Source organism: Roseomonas sp. 18066 (assembly GCF_902706185.1).
Classification (GTDB): domain Bacteria; phylum Pseudomonadota; class Alphaproteobacteria; order Acetobacterales; family Acetobacteraceae; genus Pseudoroseomonas.
In genome coordinates, this window is the sequence record NZ_CACSJM010000029.1 from 1 (window position 1) to 12,447 (window position 12,447).

Consider the following 12,447-nt stretch of genomic DNA (forward strand, 5'->3'; position numbering starts at 1 on the left):
GGTCGCGGGCGGCGCCCCCGGCACCCTGCCGGCCGAGGGCGCCGCCCGCGACCTGCGCCGCGCCACCCACCGCACCATCGCCGCGGTGACCGAGGCGCTGGACACCTTCTCCTTCAACGTCGCCGTCGCCCGCATCCACGAATTCGCCAATGCCATCGAGGCGGCCGGCGCCGAGGATGGCGCCGCCCGGCGCGAGGCGCTGGAGGCGGTGGCCCGGCTGGTCAGCCCGATGATGCCGCATCTGGCCGAGGAGCTGTGGTCGCTGCTGCGCCCCGGTGCCGGGCTGGTGGCCGACCTGCCCTGGCTCGACTCGGATGCCGAGCAGGCGAAGGCCGACAGCATCACCCTCGCCGTCCAGGTGCTGGGCAAGCTGCGCAGCACCATCTCGGTGCCGGTCGGCGCCGACGAGGCGACCATCTTCGCCGCCGCCGAGGCGGAGGAAAACGTCCAGCGCGCCATCGCCGGGCGCCCCATCAGGAAGCGCATCCATGTCCCGGGCCGGATCGTCAACTTCGTCGTCTGACCGCCGGCCGGCGGGCGCCTCGCGCCGCGCCCTGCTGGTCCTCGCCGCCGGCAGCCTGCCGCTGGCCGCCTGCGGCTTCCGCCCGCTCTATGGCTCGGGCGGCGGTGCCGCCGGCGGCCTGGCGGGCAGCAGCGAGCGCGTGCGGGGCATCCTGGCCTCGACCCAGGTCGGGCTGATCCCGGAGCGCACCGGCCAGCTGATGCGCCGGTCGCTGACCGAGAAGCTGGGCGCCGCCGGCGCCTCCTCGCCGGTCAACGAGCTGCGCGTCAGCCTGCAGCTCTCGGCCGAGCCGGAAGGCTTCCGCCGCGACGGCACCGCGTCGCGCGTGCGCTACAACGCGACCGCGAGCTGGCAGCTGATCACCCTGACGCCGCCGCCGGCCACCCTGGCCCAGGGCGTCGAGCGGACCTTCGATTCCTACAACGTGCCCGACAACCAGTTCTTCGCCGCCGACTTCTCCCGCGACGCGACCATGGTGCGGCTGATCGACCAGCTGGCCGACGACATCGTGCTGCGGCTGTCGGTGCGGCTGGGCGAGGCCAATACCGGCTGAGGCCGGGCTTCCCCCCATGGCCAAGCTCGATCCCCGTCGCCTGCCGGCCTTCCTGGCCGATCCTGGCCGCGCCCGCGCCGTGCTGCTGCATGGCGAGGATGCCGGGCTGGTGCGCGAGCGCGCCGATGCCCTGGTGGCCGCGGTGATCGGCGGCAACGACCCCTTCCGCCTGGCCGAGCTGCCGCGCGACGCCGCCAGCAAGCCCGGCGCCCTGGCCGGCGAGATGGCCGCGCTGTCGATGACCGGCGGCCGCCGCCTGGTGCGCGTGCGCGACGCCAGCGATGCCCTGGCCCCCGCGGTGAAGGAGGCGCTGGCCGGCCCCGGCGAGGCGCTGCTGGTGCTGGAAGCCGGCGAGCTGCCCTCCAAGGCCAAGCTGCGCGCCCTGCTGGAGCCCCACCCCGAGGCCCAGGTCATCCCCTGCTACCGCGAGCGCGGGGCGGAGCTGGCCGGCACCATCGCCCGCATGCTGCAGGAGCAGGGTGTCGCCATCGATCCTGCGGCGCTGGCCTGGCTGGCGTCGCGCATGGGAGAGGACCGCCAGATGCTACGCCGCGAGGTGGAGAAGCTTTCTCTCTACGCCGGCCAGGGCGGCCGCCTGACCGAGGAGGACGTCCTCGCCTGCGCCGGCGACGGCGCCAGCCTGGACCTGGACGAGGCCCTGGTCGCCGCCACGGCCGGCGACATCCCGCTGGCCGACCGCGCCCTGGAGGCGGCCTTCACCGAAGGCGCCAGCCCGATCGCCGTGCTACGCGCCGCGCTGCGCCACATCCAGCGGCTGCACCTGGCGTCCCTGTCGGTGGCGGGGGGCGCCTCGCCTTCCGGCGCCATGGAAGGCCTGCGGCCGCCGGTCTTCTTCCGCATGAAGGGCGGCTTCGAGGCGGCGCTGCGGATCTGGCCGCCTCATCTGCTGGAAGCGGCCGGCAGCGCCCTGCTGGAGGCCGAGAAGCGGGGCAAGTCCGGATCGGCAGCCCGACCCATCCCGGACCGCGTGGTGGCCCAGACGGCCATCCTGACGCTCGCACGGCAGGCAGTGTCTCTGAAGCGCAGGGGTTGAGCATCAGGGGCTCCGCCCCTGAAACCCCGCCGGGGGGATAGTATCCCCCCGGACCCCGCCATCTGTCGGCACCTGAGGCCATAGGCGGGACGCCCATGAATGTGGGGGTCCGGGGGCATTCAATGCCCCCGGAATCTTCTCTTACTCTGGCTTCAGCAGCCTGATCAGCCCATCGAGCTGGTCCAGATCGCGATAGTTGATCGTGATCTTGCCGCCTTTCCGCCCATGGCGAATGGCCACCTTCAGCCCCAGCCGGGTCATCAGATCGTTCTCCAGCGCCTTGGTGTCGGCATCCGCCGAGACCGGGCCGGGGGCCGGCTTGATGCGCTCGGCGGCAGCGGCCAGCGCCTCGGTCTGGCGCACGTTCAGGCCGCGGGTGACCACCATCTCCGCCAGCTTCACCGCATCCGGCGCGGTCAGCAGCGCGCGGGCGTGGCCGGCCGAGAGGCTGCCACGGGCCAGCATGTCGCGCACCTTGGGCGGCAGGGCCAGCAGGCGCAGGGTGTTGGCGACATGGCTGCGGCTCTTGCCGACGGCCTGGCCGAGGGCGTCCTGGGTCAGGCCGAACTCGTCGGTCAGGCGCTTGTAGCCCTGAGCTTCCTCCAGCGCGTTCAGGTCCTCGCGCTGCAGGTTCTCCACCAGGGCGGCGGCGAGCGCCGCGCGGTCGTCCAGGTCGTGGACATAGACCGGCACCTCGTGGCGCTGCGCCAGCTGCGCCGCGCGCCAGCGGCGCTCGCCACCGATGATCTGATAGGCGCCGGGCTGGTTCGGCTTCGGGCGCACCAGGATCGGCTGCAGCACGCCATGCTCGCGGATCGAGGCGGCGAGCTCGGCCAGGCCGTTCTGGTCGATCGGGCCGCGCGGCTGGAAGGGGCCCGGCTCGAGCGCCTCGACCGGCAGCGAGCGCGGGATGCTGGCGCCGGCGCTGGCCGGCGTCACCGCATTCTGGTCGCCCAGCAGCGCCGAGAGGCCCATGCCGAGGCGGGGGGGCTTGCGTCCGCTCATGCCGCCTTGCTCCCGCGCACACGTTCCCGCCGCAACAGCTCAGCGGCCAGCTTCACATAGGCCAGCGCCCCGGTGGAGCGCGGATCGTAGAGCAGCACCGGCAACCCGTGGGAGGGCGCCTCGCTGACCCGGACATTGCGGGGGATCACGGTCTCGAACACCTTGTCGCGGAAGAAGGCACGCACATCGGCGGCCACCAGTTCTGAGAGATTGTTGCGGCGGTCGAACATGGTCAGCACGATGCCGTCCAGCGTCAGCGCCGGGTTCAGCACGCGGCGGACGCGGTCGATGGTGCGGGTGATCTGCGATACGCCTTCCAGGGCGAAGAACTCGGCCTGCAGCGGGATCAGCACCGATTCCACCGCCACCAGCGCGTTCAGCGTCAGCAGGCCCAGCGAGGGCGGGCAGTCGATCAGGATGAAGTCGAAATCGGCCAGGGTCTCGGCCGCGGCTTCCAGCGCCAGGCGCAGGCGGTGCTCGCGCTGCTCCATGCCGACCAGCTCGATCTCGGCGCCGGCCAGGTCGTTGTCGGCGGGCAGCACGAACAGGTTCGGCACCTTGGTCGGGCGCATCAACTCGGCCAGCGGCTTCTGCCCGACCAGCAGGGCGTAGCTGCCGGCGCCGCGCTCGCTGCGCGGCAGGCCGAGGCCGGTGGAGGCATTGCCCTGCGGGTCCAGGTCGATGACCAGGACACGCTTCTTCGTCGCCAGCGCGGTGGCCAGGTTGATGGCGGTGGTGGTCTTGCCGACGCCGCCCTTCTGGTTGGCCAAGGCAATGCGGCGAAGCGAGGCGGGGGGCTTAGGCGCCGGCACGGCAGATTCCCGACAGTCGGAGGATGGTGGCGTTCGGCTCGGTGCTGCTCTTGAACCGCTCGATCGCCATTGTCCAGCCCGGGGTGGCGGCGGCGATCTCCTCCTCCGCGGTGCGGCCCTTGGGGAAGACGGCGACGCCATCGGGGGCCAACAGCGCCTCGGCCCAGGGCAGCATCTTCTCCAGCGGGCCCAGCGCGCGGGCGGTCAGCACGGCGATGGGCGGCAGCCGCACGGCCTCGATCCGCTCGGCATGGACGGTCACATGGGTGAGGTTCAGCTCGCCGGCCACCGTCTGCAGGAAGGCCGCCTTGCGCCGGTCGGATTCGACCAAGTGGTAGGGGCGGTCCATCGCCATGGCCAGCACCAGGCCGGGGAAGCCGCCGCCGCTGCCCAGGTCGGCCAGCGGCCCCTGCCCTTCCGGGATCAGCGGCAGCAGCTGCAGCGAATCCACCACATGGCGTTGGCGCAGCACCGAGGCGTCGGGGGCCGAGACCAGGTTGATGCGGGCATTCCAGCGCAGCAGCAGCGCGACGAACTGCTCCAGCCGGGCCTCTGTTTCACGTGAAACGCTGACCGGGGGCAGCGGGGTGAAAAGATCCTGTTTCACGTGAAACGCTCCTGCTGGCGGCGGAGATGGACGGCAAGCGCCGCCAGGGCCGCGGGCGTGATGCCGGCGACACGGCCGGCGCTGCCCAGCGTCTCCGGTTGGGCCGCCCCCAGCCGCTGCTGCATTTCGCGCGACAGGCCGGGGATGGTGGTGAAATCAATGCCGAGGGGGATGCTGGCCCGCTCTTCCCGCTCCAGCAGGCGCAGCTCGGCGGCCTGGCGCTGCAGGTAGGGGGCGTAGAGCGCCTCCGCCTCCAGCTGGGCGCGGATGCCGGACGGCAGGTCCCGTAGCCAGGGGAAGGCCGCGGCCACCGCCTCGCCAGAGACCTCCGGCAGGGCCAGCACTTCCATCAGCGTGCGCCAGCGGCCGTCCTGGTTGATCGGGATGCCGGCGGCCTGCAGGGCGGCGGGGGTGCCGCCCTCGGCCCGGGCGCGGGCCAGGGCGTCGGTCAGCGCGGCCGAGAAGGCGCGGAAACGGGCCGCACGCTCCGGCCCGACCAGCCCCCAGGCGATGCCCTTCTCGGTCAGGCGCAGCCCGGCATTGTCGGCGCGCAGCGCCAGCCGGTGCTCGGAGCGGGCGGTCAGCATGCGATAGGGCTCGGTCACCCCCTGCAGCACCAGGTCGTCGACCATGACGCCCAGATAGGCCTCGGTGCGGGCCAGCACCTGCCCTTCCCCGCCGCCAGCCAGCAGCGCGGCGTTCAGCCCGGCCAGCAGCCCCTGGGCGCCGGCCTCCTCATAGCCGGTGGTGCCGTTGATCTGGCCGGCCAGGAACAGGCCGGGGACGGCGCGCAGCTCCAGCGTCGGGCGCAGCGCCCGCGGGTCGACATGGTCGTATTCGATGGCATAGCCGAGGCGGGCGATCACCGTCCGCTCCAGCCCCGGGATGGTGGCGATGAAGGCGCGCTGCACATCCTCCGGCAGGCTGGTCGAGATGCCGTTCGGATAGACCGTCGGATCGTCCAGCCCCTCCGGCTCGAGAAAGATCTGGTGCCGGTCGCGGTCGGCAAACCGGGAGATCTTGTCCTCGATCGAGGGGCAGTAGCGCGGGCCGACGCCCTGGATCTGGCCGGAATGGATCGGCGCCCGGTGCAGGTTGGCGCGGATCAGCGCATGGCCTTCCGGCGTCGTGGCGGTGATGCCGCATGCCACCTGGCGGTTGGTGATGCGGTCGGTCATCCAGGACAGCGGCTCGGGCTCGGCATCGCCGGGCTGCATCTCCAGCGCCGTCCAGTCGATGGTGCGGCCGTCCAGCCGCGGCGGCGTGCCGGTCTTCAGCCGGCGCATCGGCAGGCCCAGCGCCTCCAGGGCGAGCGCCAGCCCGACCGAGGGCGCATCCCCCACCCGCCCGGCCGGCTGCCGCGTCTCGCCGATATGGATCTCGCCGCGCAGGAAGGTGCCGGCGGTGATCACCACGGCGCCGCAGCCGATGCGGGCGCCGGCGCCGGTCAGCACGGCGACGACACGGCCCGCGGCGTCACGCTCCAGCCCCTCGGCCGCCTCGGCGCGGATGGTCAGGCCGGGCTGGGCGGTCAGCAGCGCCTGCACCGCGCGGCGGTAGAGGGCGCGGTCGGCCTGGGCGCGGGGGCCGCGCACGGCCGGGCCCTTGCTGCGGTTGAGCAGCTTGAAATGGATGCCGGCGGCGTCGGCGGCGCGGCCCATCAGCCCGTCCAGGGCGTCGATCTCGCGCACCAGATGGCCCTTGCCCACGCCGCCGATGGCGGGGTTGCAGGACATCTCGCCCAGTGTCTCGAACTTGTGGGTCAGCAGCAGGGTGCGGGCGCCGCAGCGTGCGGCTGCGGCAGCGGCCTCGGTGCCGGCATGCCCGCCGCCCACCACCACGACATCAAAGTGATTCTCGCGCATGCGCCGTCTATAGCCCGGATCGCCGCGCGAGGCCCGCTACTTTCCGATGCAGAAATCGCCGAAGACGACGTCCAGCACCTGCTCGACGCCGATCCGCCCGGTCAGCCGGCCGAGCGCCCGCAACGCCGCCCGCAGCGCCTCGGCCGAGAGCTCCGGCAGCGGGGCGCGGCCGGCCTCGGCGATCCATTCCGCCGCCTCGGACAGCGCCGCACGATGGCGCGGGCGGGTCAGGCTTGCCTCCTCGCTGAGGCCGGCACGGTGCGCCGCCGCCTCGGCCAGGGCGGCCCGCAGCGCGTCCAGCCCCTGCCCCGTCGTGGCCGAGACCGCCAGCGGCACGATGCCGCCGATGGCCCCGGGCGCCGGCGCCAGGTCGGTCTTGTTGGCGATGACCAGGGTGCCGGGGGCGAGCAGCGTCACCGTGCTGGCGTCGGGCGGCGCGTCGGCGGCGAAGACGGCGATGACCAGGTCGGCTTCCTCGGCGCGGCGGCGGGCGCGGCGGACGCCTTCGGCCTCGATCTCGTCCTCCGTCTCGCGCAGGCCGGCGGTGTCGGCCAGCAGCACGGGCACGCCGCTGAGGTCGAGGCGCACCTCGACCACGTCGCGGGTGGTGCCGGCACGGGCGGAGACGATGGCCGCCTCCCGCCCCGCCAGCGCGTTCAGCAGCGAGGATTTGCCGGCGTTCGGCGCGCCGACGATCGCGGCCCAGAGGCCTTCGCGCAGCCGCTCGCCGCGATGGCCATCGGCCAGGTGGCTGGCGATCTCGGCGGCCAGCGTCGCGCCGGCGGCGCGGACCTCGGCCTCCAGGGTGTTGGGCAGACCGTCCTCGGCGAATTCGATGGCGGCTTCCTGGTGGGCCAGCAGGCGGGTCAGGCGCTCGGCCCAGCCGGCATAGCGGCGGGCGAGCGCCCCGCCGGCCTGGCGCAGGGCCTGGCGGCGCTGGGCGGCGGTCTCGGCATCGATCAGGTCGGCGATGCCTTCGGCCGCGGTCAGGTCGAGGCGGTTGTTGAGGAAGGCGCGGCGGGTGAACTCGCCGGGCTCGGCCGGGCGGGCGCCGAGGGCGAGCAGGGCCGCGCTGACGCCCTCGACGACGGCGCGGCCGCCATGGAGGTGGAGCTCGGCCGAGTCCTCCCCGGTATAGGAGCCGGGACCCGGAAACCAGAGGGCCAGGGCCTCGTCCAGGGTCTCCCCGGTGTCCGGGTGCCGCAGCCGGCGCAGGGAGGCCTGGCGGGCCTTGGGAAGGCCGCCGGCGAGGCGTTGGAGGATGGTGCGGGTGTCGGGTCCGGAGAGTCGGATGACGGCGATGGCGGCGCGGCCGGCCCCGGAGGCGAGGGCGAAGATGGTGTGCATGGGATGGGGCCGCGCTGTTGAAGATCAGAAAAAAGATGGGGGTTCGGGGGAATTCTTTCCCCCGACCTTGCATCGTTTTCTAACGTTTCACGTGGAACGTCACCATCCAGCTCGCTCACGTCCTTCGCCCTTGACGCTGCCGGCTGAGCGTGTCGAATCGCGCCGATGCCTCAGCTCTCCTTCCTCACTCCCCTTGGCCCGCTCACCCTCTCCGAGGAGGAGGGGGCGATCGTGGCGCTGGACTGGGGCCGCGGCCGCGACCAGGAGGAGACCCCTCTGCTGGTGGCGGCGCGCGACCAGGTCCAGGATTACTTCGACGGCCGGCGGATGGGGTTCGACCTGCCGCTGGCGCCCTATGGCACGGCCTATCAGAAGCGGGTCTGGGCGGCGCTGCAGGCCATTCCGGCCGGCGAGACGCGCAGCTATGCCGAGCTGGCGGCCAGCATCGGGTCGGTGGCGCGGGCCGTCGGCCAGGCCAATGGCAGCAATCCTATTCCCATCATCATCCCCTGCCACCGCGTGGTCGGCGCGGGGGGTGCGCTGGGCGGTTATTCGGGCGGCGAGGGTGCCCCCACCAAGCGGTATCTTCTCGACCTCGAACGACGCAGCCTGCGTCAGCCCCCGGGCCACGAAGGAACACTCCTATGAACCATGCCATCCGCATTCACGAACATGGCGGCCCGGAGAAGATGGTGTGGGAGGAAGTGCCGGTCCCCGCGCCGAAGCCTGACGAGGTGCTGGTGCGGCATGGCGCCGTCGGGCTGAACTATATCGACGTGTATTTCCGCACCGGGCTGTACAAGCTGCCGTCGCTGCCGGCGACGCTGGGGATGGAGGCGGCCGGCACGGTCGAGGCGGTGGGCAGCGCGGTGACCAGCCTGTCGATCGGCGACCGCGTCGCCTATGCCATGGCGCCGATCGGGGCCTATTGCCAAGCGCGCACCATCAAGGCCGACCGGCTGGTGAAGCTGCCGGAGGGGATTTCCGACACCACCGCAGCCGGCATGATGCTGCAGGGGATGACGGCGCAGTATCTGCTGCGGCGGACCTATCCGGTGAAGCCGGGCGAGACGATCCTGGTGCATGCGGCGGCCGGCGGCGTCGGGCTGATCATGTGCCAATGGGCGAAGCAGCTGGGCTGCACGGTGATCGGAACGGTCTCCACCCCCGAGAAGGCCGAGCTGGCGCGCGCGCATGGCGCCGAGCATGTGCTGATCGCCGGCAAAGATGACCTGGCCGCGCGGGTGAAGGAGATCACCAACGGCGCCATGCTGCCGGTGGTCTATGACAGCGTGGGCAAGGACACTTTCATGGCCTCGCTGGACTGCCTGGCGCCGCTCGGAATGATGGTGTCCTACGGCAATGCCTCGGGCCCGGTGCCGCCGCTGGATATCGGCGTGCTGGCGGCCAAGGGCTCTCTCTTCCTGACCCGGCCGACGCTGGCGACCTATACCGCCAAGCATGCCGACCTGGTGGCGACCGCGACCGACCTGTTCTCTGTCGTGCTGTCGGGGGCGGTGAAGATCGAGGTCAACCAGACCTACGCGCTGAAGGACGCCGCCGAGGCGCATCGCGCGCTGGAAGGCCGCAAGACCACGGGCAGCACGGTCTTCGTGCCCTGAGCCATCCCAGGGGGCCTGGCGATGGCCCCCTGCCCTGCCCTCAGCGGAGGCCGGGGCCGTGGCGCGCGGGCGGCCCAGGCCGCCCTGCGGCCCCCTGTCAACGCAGCAGGAAGTAGCGGTAGTTGTAGATGCCGGCGAAGCCCAGCCGGCCATACAGCGCCTGGGCGGGCGTGTTGCTGGCCGAGACCTGCAGCCAGCCGGTGCGGGCGCCGTGGTCCTGGCCCCAGGCGGCGCCGGCGGCCAGCAGCCGCTGGCCCAGGCCGCGGCGGCGGTAATCCGGGGCGGTCGCGATGTCGAAGAAGCCCAGCAGCTGGCCATCGGCGGCGACCTGGCCGGCGGCGACGGCGCGACCCTCCAGGCGCAGCAGCAGCCAGGCGGCGGGGACCAGCATCATGCCCGCGGCCTGCGTCTTCTCGGCACGGCGCTTCTCGGTCTGGTAATCGGCGGTGGCCAGCACCGCGAGCCATTCCTCGGTCGGCGCGGGCAGGAATTCGACCGCGGCGTCGGCGGCGGCGAAGCCGGCGATCGGGCCGGCCATGACGACGGATTCGTCATGCTCGGCATAGCCGCGTTCCAGCAGGGCTTCCTGCAGGCCGGGCGGGTCGAGGGGCGTGGAGCGGAAGCGCGGGGTCAGGCCCAGCTTGTCATAGGCGGCGGCGATGCGGTCGACGCGCTCGGTCAGCGCCGCATCGGGCGCCGGGTCGAGCGAGGAGACGGCATTGGCCCGCCCGGTGCCGCCGAGGAAGGCGCGCATCAGGAAGGGCCCGTCGAAGGCGGTGCGCAGCGCCGGCACGGCGTTGTGCGATGCGCGTTCGAGCTCGGCCACCGACACGCCCTGCCAGGATTTGCCCTGCATCCGTCTTGCCTCTTCGCCCATGGGGAACGGGTGCAAGCCTAGCGCGCGGGACGCGGCTGACCAGATCCGGAGCCCTGCCCATCGCAAGGGGCTGGACAGCGGAAAGCGGTGAGGAAGCAGGGCCGCGCCGGCAGCGGGGCAGCGGCCATGACGGGGAAAGAAGGAGAGAGAGATGCAGCCGACCAAAGGTCGGCTGAGGCCGCGAATGCGGCCCGCGCCTTATGGCGCGGTAGCCAAGCCCGCGGATGCGGGCGCCGGCGCTTGAGGCAGAAAACAAAGCAGCCGACCAAAGGTCGGCTGAGGCCGCGAATGCGGCCCGCGCCTTATGGCGCGGTAGCCAAGCCCGCGGATGCGGGCGCCGGCGCTTGAGGCAGAAAACAAAGCAGCCGACCAAAGGTCGGCTGAGGCCGCGAATGCGGCCCGCGCCTTATGGCGCGGTAGCCAAGCCCGCGGATGCGGGCGCCGGCGCTTGAGGCAGAAAACAAAGCAGCCGACCAAAGGTCGGCTGAGGCCGCGAATGCGGCCCGCGCCCTATGGCGCGGAAGCCAAGCCCGCGGAGGCGGGCGCCGGCGCTTGAGGCAGAAAACAAAGCAGCCGACCAAAGGTCGGCTGAGGCCGCGAATGCGGCCCGCGCCTTATGGCGCGGTAGCCAAGCCCGCGGATGCGGGCGCCGGCGCTTGAGGGCGGGGAGGCAAAGCCTCCCCGCAAAACATCAAGTATTCATCGCGTCGAAGAAGTCCTGGTTGGTCTTGCTGTATTTCAGCTTGTCCAGCAGGAATTCCATCGCGTCCTGGGTGCCCATCGGGTTCAGGATGCGGCGCAGGACCCACATCTTGGTCAGGGTCGGGCGGTCGATCAGCACTTCTTCCTTGCGGGTGCCGGACTTGGTGATGTCGATCGCCGGGAAGACGCGCTTGTCGGACAGCTTGCGGTCGAGGATGAGCTCGGAGTTACCCGTGCCCTTGAACTCTTCGAAGATGACCTCGTCCATGCGGCTGCCGGTGTCGATCAGCGCGGTCGCGATGATGGTCAGCGACCCGCCTTCCTCGATGTTGCGCGCGGCGCCGAAGAAGCGCTTCGGCCGCTGCAGCGCATTGGCGTCGACACCGCCGGTCAGCACCTTGCCCGAGGAGGGGACGACCGAGTTGTAGGCGCGGCCCAGGCGGGTGATGCTGTCCAGCAGGATGACCACGTCGCGCTTGTGCTCGACCAGGCGCTTGGCCTTCTCGAGCACCATCTCGGTGACCTGGACGTGGCGCGTCGCCGGCTCGTCGAAGGTGGAGGCGACGACCTCGCCCCGCACCGTGCGGGCCATGTCGGTGACCTCTTCCGGGCGCTCGTCGATCAGCAGGACGAGGAGGAAGACATCGGGGTGGTTCAGGCTGATGCTGCGGGCGATGTTCTGCAGCATCACCGTCTTGCCGGTGCGCGGCGGCGCCACGACCAGCGCGCGCTGGCCCATGCCGATCGGCGCCACCAGGTCGATGACCCGCGGCGTGTAGTCCTTCTGCATCCCCTTGGCGACGGACTCGAATTCCGAGTTTTCCATCTTCAGGCGACGGGTCGGGTACAGCGGCGTCAGGTTGTCGAAGTTGATGCGGTGCCGCAGCGCCTCGGGCGGCTCGAAGTTGACGGTGTTGACCTTCAGCAGCGCGAAGTAACGTTCACCGTCCTTCGGCGCGCGGATCTGGCCTTCCACCGTGTCGCCGGTGCGCAGGCCGAAGCGGCGGACCTGGGCCGGGGAGACATAGATGTCGTCGGGACCCGGCAGGTAGTTCGACTGCGGCGAGCGCAGGAAGCCGAAGCCGTCGGGAAGGATTTCCAGCGTGCCGTCGCCATGGATCGCCTGCTCGTTCTCCGCCAGCTGCTTCAGGATCGCGAACATCATGTCCTGCTTGCGCAGGATGGACGCGTTCTCGATCTGAAGGGACTCGGCGAAAGCGAGCAGGTCGGCGGGGCTCTTGGCCTTGAGTTCAGAAAGATGCATGGGTCGGACGCGTTCCGTGCCGGCGGGAGCAGCGGGACATTTTGCGAGAAGCCGGCGGCTTGGCCTGCCTGCATGCCGGAACCGCGCAGGCTGCGCAGCCGACCTGTCCCGAATAAGGAGGGATTGTGTCTCGGCACCAGAAGGCGACGGCCCTGGTGAAAGGGGCGTGAACCGGTCTCATGCCATCGACGGGAAGCGATGCGAGGCTAGGGGCGC

12 protein-coding genes are annotated in these 12,447 nt (G+C 71.7%); 5 read left to right on the top strand and 7 right to left on the bottom strand.

Annotated features, from left to right (window positions below):
- From GVN67_RS08280 to holA, 3 genes are all read left to right on the top strand, one after another.
- The coding region (locus GVN67_RS08280) for a class I tRNA ligase family protein (protein ID WP_159994696.1) at positions 1-523 on the top strand (523 nt) is incomplete at its 5' end.
- Positions 489-1,076, top strand: coding sequence for an LPS assembly lipoprotein LptE (lptE, locus tag GVN67_RS08285; RefSeq protein WP_159994698.1), 588 nt, complete (start codon positions 489-491; stop codon positions 1,074-1,076). The genes GVN67_RS08280 and lptE, both read left to right, overlap by 35 nt.
- A 16-nt stretch (positions 1,077-1,092) precedes the next feature.
- Entirely contained in the window at positions 1,093-2,130 is a 1,038-nt protein-coding gene (holA, locus tag GVN67_RS08290; protein WP_159994700.1) for a DNA polymerase III subunit delta, read from the top strand.
- Between the two features lie 141 nt (positions 2,131-2,271).
- On the opposite strand, the gene GVN67_RS08295 is transcribed toward holA, so the two are convergent.
- From GVN67_RS08295 to mnmE, 5 genes are read right to left on the bottom strand one after another with little or no spacing between them, the layout of a single operon-like run.
- Positions 2,272-3,135, bottom strand: a complete 864-nt coding sequence (locus GVN67_RS08295; protein WP_159994702.1) for a ParB/RepB/Spo0J family partition protein — start codon at positions 3,133-3,135, stop codon at positions 2,272-2,274.
- A complete protein-coding gene (locus GVN67_RS08300; RefSeq protein WP_159994704.1) occupies positions 3,132-3,947 on the bottom strand; it encodes a ParA family protein in 816 nt (271 codons plus the stop codon). Before GVN67_RS08300 ends, GVN67_RS08295 begins: the two co-directional genes overlap by 4 nt.
- The gene (gene rsmG, locus GVN67_RS08305) at positions 3,934-4,554 is read right to left on the bottom strand and encodes a 16S rRNA (guanine(527)-N(7))-methyltransferase RsmG (RefSeq protein ID WP_159994706.1); all 621 of its coding nucleotides are present in this window, start codon (positions 4,552-4,554) and stop codon (positions 3,934-3,936) included. The genes GVN67_RS08300 and rsmG overlap by 14 nt, the downstream gene beginning before the upstream one ends.
- Complete coding sequence (gene mnmG / locus GVN67_RS08310) at positions 4,551-6,419, bottom strand: tRNA uridine-5-carboxymethylaminomethyl(34) synthesis enzyme MnmG (RefSeq protein WP_159994708.1); 1,869 nt, start codon at positions 6,417-6,419, stop codon at positions 4,551-4,553. Before mnmG ends, rsmG begins: the two co-directional genes overlap by 4 nt.
- Positions 6,420-6,455: 36 nt before the next feature.
- The gene (mnmE, locus tag GVN67_RS08315) at positions 6,456-7,766 is read right to left on the bottom strand and encodes a tRNA uridine-5-carboxymethylaminomethyl(34) synthesis GTPase MnmE (RefSeq protein WP_159994710.1); all 1,311 of its coding nucleotides are present in this window, start codon (positions 7,764-7,766) and stop codon (positions 6,456-6,458) included.
- A 165-nt stretch (positions 7,767-7,931) separates the two neighbouring features.
- On the opposite strand from mnmE, the gene GVN67_RS08320 reads away from it, so the two are divergent.
- Entirely contained in the window at positions 7,932-8,414 is a 483-nt protein-coding gene (locus tag GVN67_RS08320) for a methylated-DNA--[protein]-cysteine S-methyltransferase (RefSeq protein ID WP_159994712.1), read from the top strand.
- On the top strand, positions 8,411-9,388 hold the full coding sequence (locus GVN67_RS08325) for a quinone oxidoreductase (RefSeq protein WP_159994714.1): 978 nt from the start codon (positions 8,411-8,413) through the stop codon (positions 9,386-9,388). The genes GVN67_RS08320 and GVN67_RS08325 overlap by 4 nt, the downstream gene beginning before the upstream one ends.
- Positions 9,389-9,485: 97 nt before the next feature.
- On the opposite strand, the gene GVN67_RS08330 is transcribed toward GVN67_RS08325, so the two are convergent.
- Positions 9,486-10,244: an N-acetyltransferase gene (locus GVN67_RS08330; protein WP_235035170.1), complete on the bottom strand. Its 759-nt coding sequence runs from the start codon at positions 10,242-10,244 to the stop codon at positions 9,486-9,488.
- Positions 10,245-10,956: 712 nt separating this feature from the next.
- Positions 10,957-12,231 (bottom strand): transcription termination factor Rho, encoded by a 1,275-nt coding sequence (gene rho, locus GVN67_RS08335; protein ID WP_159994718.1) that lies wholly within the window; start codon positions 12,229-12,231, stop codon positions 10,957-10,959.
- Positions 12,232-12,447 lie beyond the last annotated feature (216 nt).

Bases quoted from the DNA above. Each gene is read 5' to 3' on its own strand.
- lptE (WP_159994698.1), top strand. From the start codon at position 489: ATGTCCCGGGCCGGATCGTCAACTTCGTCGTCTGACCGCCGGCCGGCG.
- holA (WP_159994700.1), top strand. From the start codon at position 1,093: ATGGCCAAGCTCGATCCCCGTCGCCTGCCGGCCTTCCTGGCCGATCCT.
- GVN67_RS08295 (WP_159994702.1), bottom strand. From the start codon at position 3,135: ATGAGCGGACGCAAGCCCCCCCGCCTCGGCATGGGCCTCTCGGCGCTG.
- mnmG (WP_159994708.1), bottom strand. From the start codon at position 6,419: ATGCGCGAGAATCACTTTGATGTCGTGGTGGTGGGCGGCGGGCATGCC.
- mnmE (WP_159994710.1), bottom strand. From the start codon at position 7,766: ATGCACACCATCTTCGCCCTCGCCTCCGGGGCCGGCCGCGCCGCCATC.
- GVN67_RS08320 (WP_159994712.1), top strand. From the start codon at position 7,932: ATGCCTCAGCTCTCCTTCCTCACTCCCCTTGGCCCGCTCACCCTCTCC.
- GVN67_RS08325 (WP_159994714.1), top strand. From the start codon at position 8,411: ATGAACCATGCCATCCGCATTCACGAACATGGCGGCCCGGAGAAGATG.
- GVN67_RS08330 (WP_235035170.1), bottom strand. From the start codon at position 10,244: ATGCAGGGCAAATCCTGGCAGGGCGTGTCGGTGGCCGAGCTCGAACGC.
- rho (WP_159994718.1), bottom strand. From the start codon at position 12,231: ATGCATCTTTCTGAACTCAAGGCCAAGAGCCCCGCCGACCTGCTCGCT.